This is a genomic window from Klebsiella sp. CN_Kp097 (assembly GCF_040064495.1).
In the GTDB taxonomy this organism is placed as follows: Bacteria; Pseudomonadota; Gammaproteobacteria; order Enterobacterales; family Enterobacteriaceae; genus Klebsiella; species Klebsiella aerogenes.
The window spans coordinates 68,667-87,167 of the sequence record NZ_JBEAIL010000007.1; the positions used below are offsets into that span (position 1 = coordinate 68,667).

General features: G+C 55.6%; 21 protein-coding genes and 1 other annotated feature. Of the genes, 8 read left to right on the forward strand and 13 right to left on the reverse strand.

All coding sequences use genetic code 11. From position 1 onward, the window contains the following. Positions 1-121: 121 nt before the first annotated feature. On the reverse strand, positions 122-712 hold the full coding sequence (locus ABLV07_RS10585) for a metal-dependent hydrolase (protein WP_015366192.1): 591 nt from the start codon (positions 710-712) through the stop codon (positions 122-124). Between the two features lie 127 nt (positions 713-839). After that, positions 840-1,508 (reverse strand): hexitol phosphatase HxpB, encoded by a 669-nt coding sequence (gene hxpB, locus ABLV07_RS10590; protein WP_046883187.1) that lies wholly within the window; start codon positions 1,506-1,508, stop codon positions 840-842. A 151-nt stretch (positions 1,509-1,659) separates the two neighbouring features. Between hxpB and ABLV07_RS10595 the strand changes: the two genes are divergently transcribed. Beyond that, positions 1,660-2,196 (forward strand): YniB family protein, encoded by a 537-nt coding sequence (locus ABLV07_RS10595; protein WP_015705757.1) that lies wholly within the window; start codon positions 1,660-1,662, stop codon positions 2,194-2,196. 33 nt (positions 2,197-2,229) lie between these two features. Here the strand turns inward: ABLV07_RS10595 and yciA are convergent, their stop codons facing one another. The 4 genes from yciA to ABLV07_RS10615 form a co-directional block, all read right to left on the reverse strand. Continuing rightward, positions 2,230-2,628, reverse strand: a complete 399-nt coding sequence (gene yciA / locus ABLV07_RS10600) for an acyl-CoA thioester hydrolase YciA (RefSeq protein ID WP_015705756.1) — start codon at positions 2,626-2,628, stop codon at positions 2,230-2,232. A 175-nt stretch (positions 2,629-2,803) separates the two neighbouring features. Continuing rightward, positions 2,804-3,343, reverse strand: a complete 540-nt coding sequence (locus tag ABLV07_RS10605) for a septation protein A (protein WP_015366196.1) — start codon at positions 3,341-3,343, stop codon at positions 2,804-2,806. Positions 3,344-3,394: 51 nt separating this feature from the next. Beyond that, a complete protein-coding gene (locus ABLV07_RS10610) occupies positions 3,395-4,138 on the reverse strand; it encodes a YciC family protein (RefSeq protein WP_015366197.1) in 744 nt (247 codons plus the stop codon). A gap of 27 nt (positions 4,139-4,165) precedes the next feature. Next, positions 4,166-4,579 (reverse strand): YkgJ family cysteine cluster protein, encoded by a 414-nt coding sequence (locus ABLV07_RS10615; protein ID WP_015366198.1) that lies wholly within the window; start codon positions 4,577-4,579, stop codon positions 4,166-4,168. 269 nt (positions 4,580-4,848) lie between these two features. Here ABLV07_RS10615 and ompW point away from each other — a divergent pair, with 269 nt between their 5' ends. Further along, positions 4,849-5,487, forward strand: coding sequence for an outer membrane protein OmpW (gene ompW / locus ABLV07_RS10620; RefSeq protein WP_032706228.1), 639 nt, complete (start codon positions 4,849-4,851; stop codon positions 5,485-5,487). A gap of 41 nt (positions 5,488-5,528) precedes the next feature. On the opposite strand, the gene ABLV07_RS10625 is transcribed toward ompW, so the two are convergent. Further along, entirely contained in the window at positions 5,529-6,464 is a 936-nt protein-coding gene (locus ABLV07_RS10625) for a LysR family transcriptional regulator (RefSeq protein ID WP_063410682.1), read from the reverse strand. 137 nt (positions 6,465-6,601) lie between these two features. Between ABLV07_RS10625 and ABLV07_RS10630 the strand changes: the two genes are divergently transcribed. Genes ABLV07_RS10630 through ABLV07_RS10640 form a run of 3 tightly spaced genes read left to right on the forward strand, consistent with a single transcriptional unit; the run spans position 6,602 to position 8,401 of the window. After that, positions 6,602-6,865: a hypothetical protein gene (locus tag ABLV07_RS10630; protein ID WP_046883190.1), complete on the forward strand. Its 264-nt coding sequence runs from the start codon at positions 6,602-6,604 to the stop codon at positions 6,863-6,865. Positions 6,866-6,904: 39 nt separating this feature from the next. Continuing rightward, positions 6,905-7,255, forward strand: a complete 351-nt coding sequence (locus ABLV07_RS10635) for a DUF3302 domain-containing protein (RefSeq protein WP_063410683.1) — start codon at positions 6,905-6,907, stop codon at positions 7,253-7,255. 9 nt (positions 7,256-7,264) lie between these two features. Next, positions 7,265-8,401 (forward strand): HlyD family secretion protein, encoded by a 1,137-nt coding sequence (locus ABLV07_RS10640; protein WP_020078567.1) that lies wholly within the window; start codon positions 7,265-7,267, stop codon positions 8,399-8,401. A 175-nt stretch (positions 8,402-8,576) separates the two neighbouring features. Here the strand turns inward: ABLV07_RS10640 and ABLV07_RS10645 are convergent, their stop codons facing one another. Next, positions 8,577-9,524, reverse strand: coding sequence for a zinc-binding alcohol dehydrogenase family protein (locus ABLV07_RS10645; protein ID WP_348853365.1), 948 nt, complete (start codon positions 9,522-9,524; stop codon positions 8,577-8,579). Between the two features lie 75 nt (positions 9,525-9,599). Between ABLV07_RS10645 and ABLV07_RS10650 the strand changes: the two genes are divergently transcribed. Next, entirely contained in the window at positions 9,600-10,055 is a 456-nt protein-coding gene (locus tag ABLV07_RS10650; protein WP_015366205.1) for a MarR family winged helix-turn-helix transcriptional regulator, read from the forward strand. A 30-nt stretch (positions 10,056-10,085) separates the two neighbouring features. On the opposite strand, the gene trpA is transcribed toward ABLV07_RS10650, so the two are convergent. From trpA to ABLV07_RS10675, 5 genes are read right to left on the reverse strand one after another with little or no spacing between them, the layout of a single operon-like run. Next, positions 10,086-10,895, reverse strand: coding sequence for a tryptophan synthase subunit alpha (trpA, locus tag ABLV07_RS10655; protein WP_015366206.1), 810 nt, complete (start codon positions 10,893-10,895; stop codon positions 10,086-10,088). Continuing rightward, a complete protein-coding gene (trpB, locus tag ABLV07_RS10660; protein WP_015366207.1) occupies positions 10,895-12,088 on the reverse strand; it encodes a tryptophan synthase subunit beta in 1,194 nt (397 codons plus the stop codon). The genes trpA and trpB overlap by 1 nt, the downstream gene beginning before the upstream one ends. 14 nt (positions 12,089-12,102) lie before the next feature. Further along, on the reverse strand, positions 12,103-13,461 hold the full coding sequence (trpCF, locus tag ABLV07_RS10665; RefSeq protein ID WP_046883195.1) for a bifunctional indole-3-glycerol-phosphate synthase TrpC/phosphoribosylanthranilate isomerase TrpF: 1,359 nt from the start codon (positions 13,459-13,461) through the stop codon (positions 12,103-12,105). Between the two features lie 3 nt (positions 13,462-13,464). Next, positions 13,465-15,060 (reverse strand): bifunctional anthranilate synthase glutamate amidotransferase component TrpG/anthranilate phosphoribosyltransferase TrpD, encoded by a 1,596-nt coding sequence (trpD, locus tag ABLV07_RS10670; protein ID WP_046883196.1) that lies wholly within the window; start codon positions 15,058-15,060, stop codon positions 13,465-13,467. Continuing rightward, the gene (locus ABLV07_RS10675) at positions 15,060-16,622 is read right to left on the reverse strand and encodes an anthranilate synthase component 1 (protein WP_015366210.1); all 1,563 of its coding nucleotides are present in this window, start codon (positions 16,620-16,622) and stop codon (positions 15,060-15,062) included. Before ABLV07_RS10675 ends, trpD begins: the two co-directional genes overlap by 1 nt. Before the next feature lie 35 nt (positions 16,623-16,657). After that, positions 16,658-16,753: a sequence feature (Trp leader region), on the reverse strand. A 159-nt stretch (positions 16,754-16,912) separates the two neighbouring features. Here ABLV07_RS10675 and rnm point away from each other — a divergent pair. Continuing rightward, entirely contained in the window at positions 16,913-17,794 is an 882-nt protein-coding gene (gene rnm / locus ABLV07_RS10680; RefSeq protein ID WP_047063795.1) for an RNase AM, read from the forward strand. Next, a complete protein-coding gene (locus ABLV07_RS10685) occupies positions 17,791-18,411 on the forward strand; it encodes an L-threonylcarbamoyladenylate synthase (RefSeq protein ID WP_015366212.1) in 621 nt (206 codons plus the stop codon). The genes rnm and ABLV07_RS10685 overlap by 4 nt, the downstream gene beginning before the upstream one ends. Positions 18,412-18,501: the final 90 nt, after the last annotated feature.

Genomic DNA, 18,501 nt, shown 5'->3' on the forward strand with positions numbered 1-18,501 from the left:
GATATCTTGTTACCTGGGTTGGTCTGAAACCAACTCTTATGGCGCCAAGAGTAGCAGAAGGCCTTATTGCTTTCTTATACTCAAATGGAATGGGTTATAACCAAAAAATCATTTAGCGTATTTATCGTTCAGCCTGATGGCTAATAAAGCGATTAAAGGTTATTTGCAGCGAATTAATCATATTTGATGACCAGCGCACGGCGCTATTTTCGGCCATGCTTTGCGGCATCCAGACGGCGTAAATGAACAGCGCCATGCACAGCGCGCGTTCTAATTGATTGCCTTTGCGCGGCGCGAGGATCGGTAGGCGGAACCGCCAGCGGCAGGGCCACAACAGCGGTACGCCGGCCGGGGTGAGCATATCGGCGAGTATATGACTGAGGTAGCCGAGCACTAAACCCTGCAGCGCATCGGCCGGGATAATCCAGCTATCAGGCACTTTAAGATAGAACAGCGCCAGCGCGCCGAATACCGCCAGCAGGCTGTGGGTAAAACCGCGATGGCCGAAGGCGCGGGCTACCGGTTTTGAGACCCAGCTTAAACGCTGCCCGAGGAAAGATTTCGGATGATCGATATCGGGCAGCAGGCAGGTCAGCACGGCGGAAGGAACGATATGCCACCAGTCCCCCTGCGCCAGCACGGGGGTTAATTCTGCATTTTTTGCAAATACCGCACAGGCGATAGAAAAGAAGAGGTGGCCTTCCGCCGTCATGATAAAAACCCTAAACTGTCAATTCATACAGTATAGGGTTTTTATACAGTATACGGAAGAGGTGACGGTGTAACTCTTTGTCACAAGGTTGACACATTTTGACGACGCCAATGTCAGCGCACGCCGCTTAGCCGCGCAGATCTGATACCGTCAGCTGCTGCAGAGACGTCAGTTTCACATCGGCCAGTACAAAACGCGGATCGCGGCTGTTTTCTGCTTCCGGAACCACAATTGAGCGCATTCGCGCCGCTTTGCTGGCGATCATGCCGTTAACAGAATCCTCCAGCGCCACGCAAGACATCGGCGCGATGCCAAGCTTAGCGGCGCAATCGAGATAGACCTGGGGGTGCGGTTTGCTGTATGGCAGATGTTCGGCGGAAGCCAGCGCGTCAAACTGGTCGCGTAGTTCAAACATTTCCAGCACTTTTTCCAGCATATGCAGCGGCGACGCCGAAGCGAGACCGATTTTTAGTCCCTGGGCTTTACACAGCGCCACGGCTTCACGCACGCCGGGCAGCAACGGCCGCGACTCCTCGACCAGTTGAATGGCGCGGCGGATAATGCTGGCGGTTACCTCTGCGCGGTCCGGGCCGCGCCAGGGCTGTTGCGCAAACCACAAATCGACCACCAGGTCGATGCGCAGCCCCAGCAGGTCCGGCAATTCATCACGGCGGCTAATATCCACTCCGAGGCTGTCCAGTACCTCCAGCTCTGCGCGGTCCCATAGCGGCTCTGAATCGATAAGCAGGCCATCCATATCGAAAATAGCGGCAAGAATCTGACGCTTCGCTGACATAAGTTCCTCTCCATTGGCGTAAGTAGATAACGAAATTGTCCATATGGTATATCATACCGCGCTGAAGCAGGCGAAATTCGCTGACGAAGATAGACTTATACCTGACTCTATGGCGGCATGGAGAGTCTGGCGTTTTAAACAAGGGGAACTCATGACGTATCAACAAGCTGGACGCATTGCGGTCATTAAACGCATTTTGGGATGGGTCATCTTCATTCCAGCCGTGCTGTCTACGCTGATTTCCGTACTGAAATTTATGTACGAGCATAGCGAAAAGAAACCGGGTATTGATGCGGTGATGATGGATTTCGCCCACCTGATGATTGAGATGGTGCGTTTTAATACGCCGTTCCTGAATTTCTTCTGGTACAACTCGCCGCTGCCGGAGTTCAAACATGCGTTGAACATCGGTTTCTGGATTATCTACGCGCTGGTGTTTGTTGGCATGGCGTTGCAGGCTTCCGGCGCGCGGATGGGCCGCCAGGCGAAGTTTCTACGCGAAGGGGTGGAAGATCAGTTGATTCTGGAACAGGCTAAAGGAGCGGAAGGCCTGTCTCGTGAACAGCTTGCCGAACGTATTGTCGTACCGCGTCATACCATCCTGAAGCAGTATTTTACGCTTTACGTGCTGCCGATTGTGGTGATTGTGATTGGCTATGTTTTCTTCTCACTGCTTGGCTTCCTGTAAATAGACAAACGGCCCGGGTAACCGGGCCATTTATCATTCGGCAGGCAGCGCTCGCGGCTTGCCTTCATTGTCTACCGCCACATAAATAAACAGGGCTTCCGTCGCCTTGTAACGCTGGCCCAGCGGTTCCGTCGATACTTTTTTCACCCATACCTCAATATTAATGGTGATTGAGGTGTTGCCGCGTTTTACGCAGCGGGCATAGCAGCACACGACATCGCCAACGGCGACCGGGCGTAAAAAAGTCATACCATCAACACGGACGGTCACAACGCGGCCGCGGGCAATCTCTTTGGCCATAATCGCGCCGCCGATATCCATCTGCGACATCAACCAGCCGCCAAAAATATCGCCGTTCGCGTTGGTATCCGCCGGCATGGCCAGGGTGCGTAAAACCAATTCGCCCTTCGGGGCGAGATCTGTTGTTGTCATTCTATACTCTGTACTAGTCAAAGAAGATCAGGCGCGATGCTACTATGAAAACGGCGCAGAGAGAATAGGGGAATACGCCCGTCGGTACGGTTAAAACGGGGTTTTGGCAAAGGTCGGGACGCAAGTTGATAAAAGAAGGCGGTACGCGCCGGCCAGCGCGTACCGTTGAGAGGGATTAGTGCTTATCGTCCTGCGGCATGTGGCGGTAGATATAGACGCCGCTCAACAGGGTAAAGACCAGGGTCAATGCCGTTAAACCGAAGACTTTGAAGTTGACCCAGATATTTTGCGGCAGCCAGAACGCGATGTAGATATTGGCCAGCCCGCAGAGAATAAAGAACAGCGCCCAGGCCAGATTCAGCCGTGACCACACCTGCTGCGGCAGCGTCAGCTCTTTGCCAAGCATGCGTTGGATAAGCGGTTTTTTCATTACCCACTGGCTGAACAGCAGGGCGCCAGCAAACAGGGCGTAGATGACGGTCACTTTCCACTTAATGAATTCATCGTTGTGGAAGAAGATAGTCAGACCGCCGAAGACGGCGACCAGCACAAAAGTGATCAGCGCCATCTTTTCAACTTTACGATAGCGCACCCAGCTATAAATGAGGACCACCGCGGTGGCGACGATCAGCGCGGTGGTTGCGGCGTAGATATCGTAAATCTTATAAAAAGCGAAGAAGACTACGAGCGGTAAAAAATCGAGAAACTGCTTCATACATCAATTCCGTCGTTCAGGAAGGACCGGAATACCCGGCCCAGATTAAAGTTAGTTGCGAATAAGCATATACAAGCGGAACAAATAGATCAGCAACAGCGCAGAGAACAGATTGCTGATGGTATTAATGACCACGGCGGCGACGTTTGGCGACAGCGTTGCGAAGCTTGAAGCAAGCAGCAGCAGCGCCGTTTTTGCCAGCAGCCAGCCCAGTACCGCTGGCGCCACCAGACGCATATTAGCCCACGCCAGACGCATACTGCCGCGCATTGCGCTAAAGATGCCGATTTTATCCTGCACCAGCATCACCGGCGCGAACGCCAGGACAATCGCCAGCAGCACGCCCGGCACCAGCACCAGCATCATCCCCATCTGTACCACGAAGGTGGTGAACAGGATAAGCAGCAACAATTTCGGCAGAACCGGCGCCGCGGCGCCGATCGCCCGCAGCGCGCTGACGCGATGCCCGGCGGAGATCAACTGGATCAGCAACAGTACGCCGCCGACGAGGATGGCATTCCCCACCAGGCCGGAGAAGGTTGAGGCTGCCGACGCGCGCAGCAAGATCTGCTGCTGTTCCGGCGTCATGTTCTGCACCAGCTCAAACAAGCCGGCGCTGCCCGCCAGGTTATCGCCTTCGCTGAGGATCGATAACTGCTCGTCACTGGGCGAAAAGGCATGGCCAATGACTACCGTGATGAACGCGCATAACAACGCAATCAGCAGAATAGTAACGAACTGATTACGAAAAAAATTCCCCGTGTCACGGTAGACGGACTTCGCCGTGATAGACATGCATTCTCCTTGAGTCTTGCAGGTGTTTTAACTAGCCGGGGATTGTACCGCAAAACGTGGTTGGGTAGCAGTCTCTGCCGCTGTCACGGTAAGTATATCTTTGTAAAGAGTTCCCAGCGGCGGCAGGCCGTAGCGGGCACGGGCGCGATCGCACGCTTCGTTGAGTTCGCCGCCTTCGCCTGACATAGCAAACTCGCGGCAGGGGGAAGGCCGCTGATGATAGATGGTGCAGTGCACCGATTCGCCGATTTCGCCGCTTAAGGCTGTGCAGCGGCTTTGCCGCTGATTGGTGCCGCTCATGCAGCGCAGAAAAGGGGTAAGGGGTTCGGTGAGCTGCGTAGGTACCACGCCGCCGGCGTCGTCGGCTTCAGCCCAATAGAAGGAGACTCGAAAATACGCACAACAGGCACCGCACGTCATGCACGGGTTGATTTCACTCATAATTACACCTGAAAAAAACGCATCAACACAAATTGTCGGCAATTAAATTAGCTATCCGCACGATCGGCGACAAGAGGGGGACGCAAAAATTTTTCTCACGGGTAAAAATTGATGTAAGGACAAATCAGAACGTTACTGAGTGCTGCAAAAATTAATCTGGATCAATAAATGTTAAATCTAATGGCCTGGTGTGATCTAAAACAGATCAAAACTAACTCATTGTAGGTATATTTGCTGCCGCTGATAAAAACCATAATGGGGACATGGATATGAAGAAAATTGCAGCGGCGGCATTGATCTTAGGTACGCTTTCTGGTGGTAGCGCCTGGGCGCATGAAGCGGGGGAGTTTTTTATTCGCGCGGGTTCGGCGACGGTTCGCCCGACTGAAGGTTCTGACAACGTACTGGGTAGCCTCGGCGGTTTTAACGTCAGTAATAACACCCAGTTAGGTTTAACCTTTACCTATATGGCGACCGACAATATCGGTATCGAACTGCTGGCGGCAACGCCGTTCCGCCACAAGGTCGGTACCGGGCCGACGGGCACCATCGCTACCGTACACCAGTTACCGCCGACGCTGATGGCGCAGTGGTACTTTGGCGATGCGCAAAGCAAAGTGCGCCCGTATGTCGGCGCCGGTATTAACTATACAACCTTCTTTAACAATGATTTCAACGATACCGGTAAGGACGCCGGGCTTTCCGACCTGAGCCTGAAGGATTCATGGGGCGCGGCAGGACAGGTTGGCCTGGATTATCTGATTGACCGCAATTGGCTGCTGAACATGTCGGTCTGGTACATGGATATCGACACCGATGTGAAATTTAAAGCTAACGGCGTTAACCAGAAAGTCAGTACCCGTCTGGATCCGTGGGTGTTTATGTTCTCCGCGGGCTATCGATTCTAATGGTTTAAAAAACTGGCCGTTCGCGGCCAGTTTTATCCTCTTCAGACCAGCCGATGGGCGTGCAGTTTGGCGCTTTCCATAATGCTATCCATAATCACCTGCACGCGATGCGGCAACACGCCTCGCTGACGATAAATCAACCACGCCTGCATATTCACGCCGCGTTCCCGTGGCAGACAGGGCCGTAACGTACCGGCCTCTAATTCTGCGGCAACGGAGTAAAAAGGGGCATAAACGATGCCCAGCCCCTGTTTGGCAAGCTCAATGGCCGGCAAAATGTTATCGCATACGCTGGAACCGTTGATCTCTACCTGAATACTCTCACCCGCGGCGTTATAGCAATGCCAACTGTTGCGGATCCCGCCCAGCGTACGCAAAGTGATGCAGCGGTGCTGCGCAAGCTCGTCAAGATCGTGCAGGGGCGACTGCGCAATATAATCCGCGCAGGCAAACAGCCCCATGCGAAAACGGGTGAGAGGCCTTGCGATCAGGCTTTCGTCCTGCGGTTGGAAAAAGCTAATCAGTAGGTCGCAATCGCTATCGAAAAGCGTCCCGTGTTTCTGTTCGCGCTCGTCGGGATTGCGGGTGAGAATATTGACGGTTAATTCCGGCGCCGAACGTAGCACCGGCGGCAAAAGGTATCGGGCAAGGAAAGCCTGAATGCCGATCGGCGCGCCGAGCGTCACCATGCCGTTGAGGCTGCGTTTCCAGGTACCGGACATATCCAGCAGATCATTATGCTTATCCAGCAGAATGTCCGCCCGGCGCAGGAACTGCTCTCCAAATTCGCTCAGGATTAACGCCCGTGGATGGCGGATAAAGATCTCCAGCCCCAGGCGCCGTTCCAGCGCATTCAGCGCCCGCGACACATTCGACTGCGGCATGTCCAGTAGTTGGGCGGCTTTGCTCACGCTTGCCGTTTCGGCAATCACGCGGACGATGCGGAGTTCGTCAATGCGCAGGTCTTTTTCTTTCACAAGGTAGGTTCTTTTGGTTTGCTATATCAAAAATGATATACATCTTTGCCGTCATTGTCATATGACTTCTGGTCAGTAGCTGAGTATTATTTGCGTGGATTATTTATTACAGCCGAAGAATACAGAGAAATAATTCGATGAAAATAACAACAATGGCTGCGTTATCTGCAATGTTGCTGCTGGCGGCGTGCGCTTCCAGCAAAACCGAAAAAGAAAAAAAGATTGAATATGACGATATTATCAGAGGGCTATCGGTTTCAGGGGAAGAGATTTTATACCGGAAAGATAAAAGTACTGATTTTTACCGTTATCAATATTTGGTCTATCAGTCGGCAAACTATCATTCGTGGCTGAGTCCCGAGATTAAACCGAGTGGCGCGGCTAATTATAAAACAGCGTAATCAGTACTGTTTTACCGTTTCTTATTACCAGGTGTTATTATGTTTCTTAACTATTTCGCCTTAGGCGTGTTAGTTGCCGTGTTTTTAATTTTATTTTACGGCATTATTATTATTCATGATATTCCCTATTTATTGGCCAAGAAACGCCAGCATCCTCACCAGGATGCGATCCATGTCGCCGGCTGGGTGAGCCTGTTCACCCTACATGCGATTTGGCCGCTGTTGTGGATCTGGGCGACGCTGTATCGCCCCGAGCGCGGGTGGGGAATGGCGCATAAAGGCGAAGATAATGCCGAAATGCATCAGCGAATCAGGCAACTTGAAAGCGAGCTCAAGCGTCTGCAGGAACAACAAATAACTGTTACGACAAACTCGTCAAATAAACGCTGAGGCCAATGTATGGATTTACTCATTATTCTTAGCTATGTGGCGTTGGCCTATGGCGTATTTAAAATTTTCCGTATCCCGGTAAATAAATGGACGGTACCGACGGCGGTCCTTGGTGGGGTGTTTATTGTCGGCGCGCTAATTCTGACTATGAATTATAATCACCCGTACACCGACCGGGCGCAAAAAATAGCTCTGTCGATCCCGATTGTGCCGCAGGTGTCGGGGGCCATCGTAGAAGTTACCGATAAAACGAATGTATTATTACGCAAAGGCGAGGTACTGTTTCGTCTTGATGATAGCCGCTATCGCGCGCGACTGAATAAACTGGAGGCGGATCTCAGTGCCGCCGAAGCGGATATCAGAACCCGGAAAGCGGCATTAAGTGAATCCGCCGCTAACGTCCAGCGGATGACGGCGGAATATGAACGTGCCCGTCAGGATTATCAACGCTATGCGAAAGGCGCGGCCATGCCGGTTAACCCTTTTTCTGAGCAGGACGTGAATCACGCCGAGCAGCAATATCAAGCGCAATCTGCGGCCCTGCGGGCGGCTAAAGCCCAGTATCAACAGGAGTTCGAAAGACTTTCGGCGCGTTTCAATGGCGAGGATGCGCAAATCGCCAGCCTGAAATCGCAGATTGCCGAGGCGCGTTATGACCTTGAACAGACGGTATTCCGCGCGCCCAGCGATGGTTATGTCACTCAGGTGCTGGCGCGTCCGGGAACCACGGCAGTTCGTCTGCCGTTCAAACCGGTGATGATTTTTATTCCGCAGCAGAAACGCCAGGTGGTGGCGGTATTTCGCCAGAACGCCATCCTGCGCCTGGAGCAGGGGGACGAGGCAGAGGTGGTGTTTAATGGCTTACCGGGGCAGGTGTATGCCGGCAAGGTCACAAAGGTACTGCCAACCATTCCCGACGGTAGTTACCAGGCGAGCGGCGCATTACAGGGTTTAAGCGCCACGCCCGGTCGGGAAGGGGTTTATGTGATGATTGACCTGGCGGCGAGCCGCGATCTTGCCCATTTACCTGATGGGGTCAGTGCCCAGGCGGCGGTGTATACCGACCATTTTGCCCACGTGTCGGTGATGCGTAAGGTGCTGTTACGGATGACCAGCTGGTTGCATTATCTGTATCTCGACCACTAAAAGCTGAAGTTGAGTCAAAAAAAAGCCCGCGATAAACGCGGGCAAAAATACTGGAAGCAATGTGAGCAATGTCGTACCGAATACCTGAGTTGTTCACTCAACTATTCGGTAATGAGAAAGATAATATTTCTCATTTAAGATATCAACCCCAGAGTTTGTGCGGAGGTGCATTTTTTTAATCAAGAGTGAAAACCGTGCGTTTCTGACTATTATCACGCGGCCATGCCGTAGCGACATCGCGGAGCGGCAGCGGCGTGGTGGCGATGGTAAACTGACCGGGAACCGCCGCCTGCAGCATCTCCCCGGTTGCCGCCAGCAGTTGCGGCATGGTCAGGCTGCCGATGCCGCTACCCATGAGCTGTAGCGGCGCGGCGCGAAGCACCGCGCCATTTAATCCGATATCCGCTCCGGCAAGAGAACCCACCTGCACATAACGTACCGGCTTATCGCCGGGGGTATATTTCGCTAGTATAGGCAGCAGCAACTCTGCGCTGCGGCCCCACAAATAATCCACAACCACATCGATTTGCCCGGCGCTGGCGGCGGCAAACTGCGCGTTTAGCGTCTGCTCATCGGCCGTTAAGTTAATGCATTCATCGGCTGCGAGGGCGGTCAGCGCTTGCGCATTGCGCCCGGTGGCAATGATTTTTTTCGCACCGAGGTAGCGGGCAATCTGCACCGCCAGCTGCCCGGCGCTGCCGGTGGCGCCGTTAATCAGTACCGTTTCGCCGGCCTGAAACTGCGCCCGTTTGACAAGCGCAGCCCAGGCAGACATGCCCGGATTGGCCATGGCCGCGGCGCTGATGTCATCAAGTGCATCCGGCAGCGGCAGGCAATTCTGCAGCGCGACCGGCGCGCGTTGCGCCATACTGCCGAACGGCGCACTGGGGAAAGCAAAATAGACGCGCTGGCCGTCAGAGGTCATACCGACGCCATCGATACCGACGACAAATGGCAGTGTGCCGTCAAAACTATAATGACGTCCCGATGCCCGGCCCTTAACTACGTGGCTAATGGCGGCGGCGCGAACGTCGATCAGCGTGTATCCGGCTGCAGGCTGCGGTTCGCTAAAATCGGCCCATATCGGGCCATCGTTAAGATCAAACACCACGGCGGCTTTCATAACATTATCCCCTGATGATAATTATGTGTAATATGCACATATTCTTCAGGAGCACTATACGCGGTTAACTAATATATGCAAGATGCACATAATAATTACGACATCACCGACTTTCACGGCGCGCTGCTGGATATCATCAGCGTGATGAATCAACCGCTGCGCGATGAGCAAATATTGCAGGCGGCAGGGGTACAGCTTGAACAGATGCTGTTTCCACTACTGGTGGCGGTATGGCGCTATGGCCCGGTGGGTGTAGTTGAGCTGGCGGATCATTTAGGCCGCGATTACACCACCGTCAGCCGGCAGGTGAAAAAGCTGGAGGCTCAGGGCCTTGCCTGCAAGCAGGCCAATGCCAAAGACCGGCGGATTAGCGAGGTGACGCTTAGCGAAAAGGGGCAGCGGATGATCGACGCTATTGCCGTTGCGCGGCGGCGGTTAATGAATCAGGTGCTGGCTGGATGGTCAGAAGATGAGGTGCTGGCGCTGTTTCGCTTAACGCGAAAATACGCCAACAGCCTGCAGCGGAAATAGCCGCCCGGCGTGAGGCCGGGCGACAAAGGGTCAGGCGGTTTTGGTCGCTGCTTTCAAACTGTGCACGAAGGTTTTTAGCTCTGCGAGCATGTTTTGCGGCTGCTCAAGGTTACGCTCGATAATCTTGACGATGGCCGAGCCGGATATTGCCCCGGCGGCGCCGGCGTCAATAGCGGCCGAAACCTGCTCCGGCGCCGAGATGCCAAAGCCCTGTAGCGGCGGCGCGGCGTTGTATTCCGCCAGTTTTTCAATCAGATGATGCAGCGGAAGCGCGGCGCGGTTTTCCGCGCCTGTCACGCCAGCGCGCGATAGCAGGTAGGTGTAGCCGCGGCCATAGGAGGCAATCTGGCGCAGTAAATCGTCATCGGCATTTGGCGGGCAGATGAAAATCGGCGCAATGTTATGGCGCAGCGCTGCCTGACGGAACGGGGCGGACTCTTCGACCGGCACGTCGGCGACCAGAACCGAATCCACGCCGACACGCGCGCATTCGGCGTAGAACTCATCAATCCCCGGGCTGAACACCAGGTTCGCGTACATCAAAAGGCCGATTGGGATTGTCGGATGCTTGTGACGGATTGCCGCCAGCATTTCGAAGCACTGCGCCGGGGTGACGCCGGCGGCAAAAGCGCGCAATGTGGCGCCCTGAATCGTCGGGCCGTCGGCCAGCGGGTCAGAGAAGGGGATCCCCAGTTCCAGCGCATCGGCGCCGGCTTCAATCAGCGCATCGATGATTTTCAGCGACTGCTCCGGCCCCGGATCGCCGAGGGTGACGAAGGGAACAAAGGCGCCTTCCTGGCGGTTTTTTAACTGTGCAAATAGCGTCTCGTAACGTTCCATCAGATTTCCCCTCGCGCTTTCAAAATGTCGTGTACGGTGAAGATGTCTTTATCGCCGCGGCCGGACAGGTTAACCACCAGCAACTGCTCTTTATCCGGGTTCTCGCGCATCATCTTCAGCGCGTGCGCCAGAGCGTGCGACGACTCCAGCGCCGGGATAATGCCTTCATGGCGGGAGAGCGCTTTAAAGGCATCCAGCGCTTCGTTGTCGGTAATTGACACATACTCGGCGCGCCCGGTGCTGTTAAGGAACGCATGCTGCGGACCCACTGACGGGAAATCCAGCCCGGCGGAGATAGAATAAGATTCTTCGATCTGCCCGTCGGAAGTTTGCATCATCGGCGACTTCATGCCGAAGTAAATGCCGACGCGACCGTGCTTCAGCGGCGCGCCGTGCTCGCCGGTTTCGATACCGTGGCCGGCAGGCTCGACGCCAATCAGGCCAACGCGGGATTCATCAATGAAATCAGCGAACATGCCGATGGCGTTAGAACCACCGCCAACGCAGGCGATCACCGCGTCCGGCAGGCGTCCTTCTTTCTCAAGGATCTGCGCTTTGGTTTCTTCGCCGATCATGCGCTGGAATTCACGCACGATAGTCGGGAATGGATGCGGGCCAGCGGCAGTGCCGAGCATGTAGTGCGCCTTCTCGTAGCTGCCGGACCAGTCGCGCAGCGCTTCGTTACAGGCATCTTTCAGGGTGGCGGAACCGCTGTGCACTGGAATGACTTCCGCACCCATCAGGCGCATGCGGAAGACGTTCGGCGACTGGCGCTCGACGTCTTTAGCGCCCATATAGATGCGGCATTTCAGACCGAGCAGGGCGCTGGCCAGCGCCGAGGCGACCCCGTGTTGGCCGGCACCGGTTTCGGCGATAATTTCCGTTTTGCCCATACGTTTGGCCAGTAGCGCCTGGCCCAGCACCTGGTTGGTTTTGTGCGCGCCACCGTGGAGCAGATCTTCACGTTTGAGGTACAGCGTGGTGCGGGTGCCTTCGGTCAGATTGCGGCATTTGGTCAGCGCCGTCGGACGGCCCGCGTAGTTTTTCAGCAGGTCGGTGAATTCAGCCTGAAATTCAGGATCTTTTTGCGCGCTGACGAAAGCTTCTTCCAGCTGGCGCAGGGCGGGCATCAGGATCTGCGGAACGTACATACCGCCGAATTCGCCGAAATACGGGTTCAGTAAAGTGCTCATTATTGCATTGCTCCTTAATATGCGCGCAGCGTCTGGAAAACGGCAGCCACCAGGCTTGCCTCTTTTATTCCCGGCTGCGACTCTACGCCTGAGTTGAAATCGAGTCCGGCACAGCCGCTTTTCGCGGCTTCTACGCAGTTATCGGCGCTAAGGCCGCCTGCCAGTATCACGTTACGCAGGTCCTGGCCCTGCAGCAGCGACCAGTCGAAACGTTGTCCGCTCCCGCCCTGACCGTTGTCAAAGACATATCTGGCCACATGATTGAGATTACGCGGCGGCAGTGTTTCGCCTACGCTCAGCGCCTTCCAGATTTGGATCTGCTCCGGCAGCGCCGCGCGGAGGGCATCAATCCAGGCCTGGTCTTCGCTCCCATGAAGCTGGACCGCGGCGAGTTTCAATTTGGTCGCGCGGGTGACGACCTCTTCAACGGCTGCATCACGGAACACGCCAACGTAGCTAAGCGGCGCGGCGGCCATTACCGCCTGTGCCTGCTGGTCGTTAACGGCACGCGGCGAACCATCGACGAAAATCAGGCCGCCGTAGATGGCGCCCGCCTCCCAGGCGGCTTGCGCATCCTGCGGACGAGTCAGGCCGCAGACCTTGTTCTCACCTAAAAGCACGCGCTTCACCGCAGCGCTGAGGTCCGGCTGTTCCATCAGCGCCGAGCCAATCAGGAAGCCGTTGGCGAAGTGGCTAAGCTCGCGGACTTCGCCATAGGTATGGATTCCGGATTCGCTGATCACGGTGACATCCGGGCCGAGACGCGGCGCCAATTGCCGCGTGCGGTTCAGATCAATCGACATATCGCGCAGATCGCGGTTGTTAATGCCGACGACTTTGGCCTTCAGCGCAATCGCGCGCTCCAGCTCCTCTTCATTGCTGACCTCGGTCAGGACGCCCATATTGAGACTGTGGGCGACGGCGGCGAGCTGCCGATATTGATCATCATCGAGCACCGAAAGCATCAACAGGCAGGCATCGGCCTGGTAGTAACGCGCGAGGTAAATCTGGTAAGGATCGATGGTGAAGTCTTTACACAGAATCGGCTGCGGCGCGACCTTGCTGACAATCGGCAGAAAATCAAAGCTGCCCTGAAAATATTTCTCATCACACAGTACCGAAATTGCCGAGGCGTAGTGCTTATAAACCCCGGCGATGGTCGCCGGGTCGAAATCTTCACGAATCAGTCCCTTCGACGGCGACGCTTTTTTGCACTCGAGAATAAAAGCGGTGCGGGCGCCGGCCAGCGCATCGTAAAAATGGCGTTCGGACGGCACGATGTCATTCTGAAAACTGGCTAACGGTTGTTGTTGTTTGCGGGCTTCTACCCAAATCGCTTTGTCGGCAACGATTTTTGCTAAAACGGTCTGCATTATTTACCCTCTTGCCGCTAATGCGGTCACTCTGTCATAGGCCGCTCCGCTGTGCAGCACATCCAGCACCTGCTGGGCGTTGGCTTTCAGGTCTTCATGCCCGTGTAAACGCATCAACATGGCGACGTTGGCGGCGACGGCGGCTTCATGAGCGGCTTCACCTTTACCTTGTAGCAAGCGCGTGAGAATGTCACGGTTTTCTTCCGGCGTGCCGCCGGCCAGTTGATCCTGATGATATGGCGTCAGGCCGAAGTCGGCGGCGGTCAGCTGATAGCTTTGGATTTCGCCGTTATTGAGTTCGGCGACCACGGTCGGCGCATGCAACGAGACTTCGTCCATGCCGCCGCTGTGTACCACGGCGGCACGTTGATAACCGAGTACGCGCAAGGTTTCTGCAATCGGCAACACCAGTTCCGGGCTGTAGACGCCAATCAACGCCAGCGGCGGGTGCGCCGGGTTGATAAGCGGCCCCAACACGTTAAACAGGGTGCGCGTTTTCAACTGCTGGCGGACCGGCATCGCGTGGCGGAAACCGGTGTGGTATTTCGGCGCGAACAGAAAGCAGACGCCCAGTTCATCCAACGCGGCGCGCGATTTATCGGCATTCATATCCAGGTTGATGCCAAACGCGGCCAGCAGGTCGGACGAACCTGATTTACTGGAGACGCTGCGGTTACCGTGTTTCGCCACTTTTAAACCGCAGGCGGCGGCGACAAAGGCGCTGGCGGTTGAGATATTGATACTGTTGCTGCCATCGCCGCCGGTACCGACGATATCGGCAAACTGATAATCCGGGCGCGGGAACGGCGCGGCGTTTTCCAGCAGCGCGGTAGCGGCGCCGGCAATTTCCTGTGGTTGTTCGCCGCGCACTTTCATGCTTACCAGCGCGGCGGCCAGCTGTTCCGGCTTCACTTCGCCGCGCACGACGGCGGAAAACAGCACGTGGCTCTCCTGCTGGCTCAGCGTCTCGGCCTGGTACAGTTTTTCCAGAATCGGCTGTACGACATTGGTCTGCTCCAGTTTCTGCAGCGCCCATGCCAGCGTTTGCTCCAGCAGTAGCGCTCCTTGGGTAGTCAGAATCGATTCCGGATGGAACTGGAAGCCGCAGACGCGATCGGCGTCGTGGCGAACCGCCATCACCATACCGTTGAAATTGGCGTTAATGGTGAGCCCGGCCGGAATATTGCTGCCGACAAGAGAATGGTAGCGGGCCACCGGCAGCGGGTTGGCGAGACCGGCGAACATCGCCTGGCCGTCATGCTCAATGCTTGACGCTTTGCCGTGAAGGATTTCTCCCGCCTGGCCGACATAGCCGCCGTAGGCTTCCACGATGGCCTGGTGGCCGAGGCAGATACCGATAATCGGTAACTTGCCGCGCAGGCGGGTCAGCAGCTCGGGCATGCAGCCGGCTTCGCTTGGGGTTCCCGGCCCCGGAGAGAGCATCAGCACCGGATTATCCATGGTGCCGATACGTTCAATCAGCGATTGCGCCGGTACGGTATTACGATAAATAACCACGTTGTGGCCGTTAGCCCGCAGCTGGTCGGCGAGGTTATAGGTAAAGGAGTCGATATTATCGAGCAGCAGGATGTCGGCCATTAGAAAGTCTCCTTCGCGTGGTGGGCCTGAGCAATGGCGCGCAGCACGGCGCGAGCTTTATTACGGGTTTCATCCGCCTCGGATTGCGGAACGGAATCGAGCACGATACCGGCGCCCGCCTGCACGGTGGCAATGCCATCCTCAACGTAGGCTGAGCGGATCACGATGCAGGTATCGAGGTCGCCATGGGCGGTAAAGTAGCCGACCGCGCCGCCGTAGCTACCGCGACGCTTGCCTTCCGCGGCGGCGATTAGCTGCATGGCGCGAACTTTCGGCGCGCCGCTAAGGGTGCCCATATTCATGCAGGCGCGGTAGGCGTGCAGGACATCAAGGTCGCGGCGCAGTTCGCCGACCACGCGGGAAACCAGATGCATCACAAAAGAGTAGCGATCGACTTTGGTCAAATCCGCTACGTAGCGGCTACCCGGGGTACAGATGCGGGCCAGATCGTTACGGGCCAGGTCAACCAGCATCAGATGTTCAGAAAGCTCTTTGTGGTCGGTACGCATCTCCAGCTCAATACGGCTATCGAGATCGCGATCCAGTGAACCATCGGCGCGGCGGCCGCGAGGACGAGTGCCGGCAATGGGGTAGATCTCAATCTGGCGGCTGACGGCGTCGTATTTCAACGAGCTTTCCGGCGATGCGCCAAACAGGGTGAAATCGTTATCCTGCATAAAGAACATATACGGGCTGGGATTGCTCTTTTTCAGCACATCGTACGAGGCCAGCGGCGACGGGCAGGGAAGTGAGAAACGGCGCGACGGCACGACCTGGAAAATTTCGCCCGCGCGAATGGCGCGCTGCATTTTGCGCACCACGGCGCCGTACTCTTCATCGCTCTGATCGACGTCGCAGCGCATTTCGGCAACCGTCGTTACCGGCAGCGGCGCGGGCGGTTCATTTAACTGCTGGCGAAGCTGGGCGATACGTTGCAGAAGACGCTGTTTCTCATTCTCCAGCGGCGTGAACAGGCTCGCCTGAATGCGGGTGCTTTTGGTCTGGTGATCGATAACCAGCAGCGTCTCCGCCAGGTAGAAACAGTAATCCGGGCAGGCGGTATCGGTATTGAGCGGTGGTAAATCCTCAAAACCGGCCACCAGGTCGTAAGCGAACAGGCCGCCAAAGAACATCGCTTCGCGCTCGGCCTGCGGGACGCTGACCAAATCCTGTAACAGACGAAACGCATCGAACACCGATAACGAGCACAGGCGAGCGTCTTCATCCAACAGGGCGCTAACCGGTGGGAAGGTGAGTACCCGGCTGTTCGGCTGGCGCAGATTCTCAATGCCGGACGGCAATGCGTTATCCAGCAGTTCAAGCAGCGCGGCGCCGTTCGCTGACAGCGCCTGAACAGTGACGGTATTGCCAAGAGCGGTAATGCGCAGGGCGCTATCGACCAGTAGCAGGCTTTTTAAATCGTCTTTACTATCGATGTCGGCCGATTCCAGCAGCAAGGTTGCCGGGCGCGCGCCGCATAATTGATGGAATAACGCCGTCGGGTTTTCGCGATAGATGGCGTCGCTGGTGAGAAGCTCGAGCGCTGGTTTTGATGTTTGCATTATCATTCTCGCCTGTTCTGTTCATTATTTTGTTCAAAAAAAAGCCCGCTCAGTGGCGGGCCCGGTATCTGTTTGCTGAGTGCAAAACGCGATCACGCCGCCCGATTCCAGGAACGACGCCACCAGCTATGAAGAGTAATAATTTGCGCTTTCATCAGAGATACCCGTTGTGTGAACTTGCGTACTAGTTAACTAGTCCATGAAAATAAAGTCAACCCTTGTTTGCAGATTTTCTTTCTCAGTCGTTATCATAATGCGCTTATTTCAGTTCAGGTCCACCAGGAGCCATTTTGAGCGACACTAATTACGCGGTCATTTATGACCTGCACAGCCATACCGTCGCCTCCGATGGGCGATTGACTCCAGAAGAGCTGGTACATCGCGCGCATGAGATGCGGGTGGGGACGCTGGCAATCACCGATCACGATAGCGTGGCGGCAATTCCGGCAGCGCGTGCCGAAATAGCGCGGGCTGAACTGCCGCTCACGCTTATCACCGGGGTAGAAATTTCCACCCTGTGGGAAAATCACGAAATTCATATCGTCGGACTGAATATTGATATCAACCATCCGGCGATGACGCAACTGCTCTGTGAACAGAAAGCGCGGCGCAACCAGCGCGGGCAGATGATTGCCGAACGGTTGGAGAAAGCGCGTATCCCCGGTGCCTGGGAAGGGGCGTTAAAGCTCGCCAATGGCGGCGCGGTCACCCGCGGCCATTTTGCCCGCTTTTTAGTTGAAGCCGGCTTTGCGAGCAATATTGCCGATGTATTCAAAAAATATCTCGCCCGCGGGAAAACCGGATACGTTCCGCCGCAGTGGTGTACAATAAAACAAGCGATTGATGTCATTCATCATTCTGGCGGCAAAGCGGTGATCGCCCATCCGGGGCGTTACGATCTTTCCGCCAAATGGTTGAAACGGCTGTTGGCCCATTTTAGCGAGCAGGGCGGCGACGCGATGGAGGTCGCCCAATGCCAGCAGGCGCCGCATGAGCGCGCGCAGCTGGCGAGCTACGCGAAACAGTTTGGTTTGATGGCGTCGCAGGGTTCGGATTTCCACCAGCCCTGCCCGTGGATTGAACTGGGGCGCAAACTTTGGCTACCCGCTGGCGTGGAAGGGATCTGGCGCAGTTGGGAAGTGGCCGCTGAACAAATTGAGAGGGAAGTATGAGCCAGTTTTTCTATATCCATCCCGATAATCCGCAGGCGCGGTTGATTAATCAGGCGGTGGAAATTGTGCGTAAGGGCGGGGTTATCGTTTATCCAACGGACTCTGGCTATGCCCTGGGTTGCAAAATCGAAGATAAAGGGGCAATGGAGCGGATCTGCCGTATCCGTCAGTTGCCGGATGGCCACAATTTCACCCTGATGTGCCGCGATCTCTCCGAGTTATCGACCTACGCGTTTGTCGATAACGTGGCGTTTCGTCTTATCAAAAACAATACGCCGGGCAACTACACGTTCATTCTTAAGGGAACGAAAGAGGTGCCGCGCCGCCTGTTGCAAGAAAAGCGTAAAACCATTGGGATGCGCGTGCCGGCGAACCCTATCGCCCAGATGCTGCTGGAAACGCTTGGCGAACCGATGCTCTCGACATCCTTGATGCTGCCAGGTAATGAATTCACGGAGTCCGATCCGGAAGAGATTAAAGACCGTCTGGAGAAGGTGGTCGATCTGATTATTCACGGCGGTTATCTTGGCCAGCAGCCGACGACGGTTATCGACCTGACCGAAGACGCGCCGGTGGTGCTTCGTGAAGGCGTCGGTGATATCAAACCCTTCCAGTGATGCTTCTCGCGGGTGGCGTTTCACGCGTCGCCCGCGGCTTAAATTTATTTTAAAATTCTTTCCGCATTGAGTCGCTCCTTTCTTCTTTAT

Excerpts from the sequence above, each read along its gene's own strand:
- ABLV07_RS10610 (WP_015366197.1), bottom strand. The coding sequence starts at position 4,138 with ATGTCTATCACGGCGAAGTCCGTCTACCGTGACACGGGGAATTTTTTT.
- ABLV07_RS10605 (WP_015366196.1), bottom strand. The coding sequence starts at position 3,343 with ATGAAGCAGTTTCTCGATTTTTTACCGCTCGTAGTCTTCTTCGCTTTT.
- ABLV07_RS10685 (WP_015366212.1), top strand. The coding sequence starts at position 17,791 with ATGAGCCAGTTTTTCTATATCCATCCCGATAATCCGCAGGCGCGGTTG.
- ABLV07_RS10585 (WP_015366192.1), bottom strand. The coding sequence starts at position 712 with ATGACGGCGGAAGGCCACCTCTTCTTTTCTATCGCCTGTGCGGTATTT.
- ABLV07_RS10635 (WP_063410683.1), top strand. The coding sequence starts at position 6,905 with ATGTTTCTTAACTATTTCGCCTTAGGCGTGTTAGTTGCCGTGTTTTTA.
- ABLV07_RS10645 (WP_348853365.1), bottom strand. The coding sequence starts at position 9,524 with ATGAAAGCCGCCGTGGTGTTTGATCTTAACGATGGCCCGATATGGGCC.
- ompW (WP_032706228.1), top strand. The coding sequence starts at position 4,849 with ATGAAGAAAATTGCAGCGGCGGCATTGATCTTAGGTACGCTTTCTGGT.
- trpD (WP_046883196.1), bottom strand. The coding sequence starts at position 15,060 with ATGGCCGACATCCTGCTGCTCGATAATATCGACTCCTTTACCTATAAC.
- ABLV07_RS10650 (WP_015366205.1), top strand. The coding sequence starts at position 9,600 with ATGCAAGATGCACATAATAATTACGACATCACCGACTTTCACGGCGCG.
- trpCF (WP_046883195.1), bottom strand. The coding sequence starts at position 13,461 with ATGCAGACCGTTTTAGCAAAAATCGTTGCCGACAAAGCGATTTGGGTA.
- ABLV07_RS10640 (WP_020078567.1), top strand. The coding sequence starts at position 7,265 with ATGGATTTACTCATTATTCTTAGCTATGTGGCGTTGGCCTATGGCGTA.
- trpA (WP_015366206.1), bottom strand. The coding sequence starts at position 10,895 with ATGGAACGTTACGAGACGCTATTTGCACAGTTAAAAAACCGCCAGGAA.
- ABLV07_RS10675 (WP_015366210.1), bottom strand. The coding sequence starts at position 16,622 with ATGCAAACATCAAAACCAGCGCTCGAGCTTCTCACCAGCGACGCCATC.
- trpB (WP_015366207.1), bottom strand. The coding sequence starts at position 12,088 with ATGAGCACTTTACTGAACCCGTATTTCGGCGAATTCGGCGGTATGTAC.
- ABLV07_RS10630 (WP_046883190.1), top strand. The coding sequence starts at position 6,602 with ATGAAAATAACAACAATGGCTGCGTTATCTGCAATGTTGCTGCTGGCG.
- yciA (WP_015705756.1), bottom strand. The coding sequence starts at position 2,628 with ATGACAACAACAGATCTCGCCCCGAAGGGCGAATTGGTTTTACGCACC.
- ABLV07_RS10615 (WP_015366198.1), bottom strand. The coding sequence starts at position 4,579 with ATGAGTGAAATCAACCCGTGCATGACGTGCGGTGCCTGTTGTGCGTAT.
- hxpB (WP_046883187.1), bottom strand. The coding sequence starts at position 1,508 with ATGTCAGCGAAGCGTCAGATTCTTGCCGCTATTTTCGATATGGATGGC.
- ABLV07_RS10595 (WP_015705757.1), top strand. The coding sequence starts at position 1,660 with ATGACGTATCAACAAGCTGGACGCATTGCGGTCATTAAACGCATTTTG.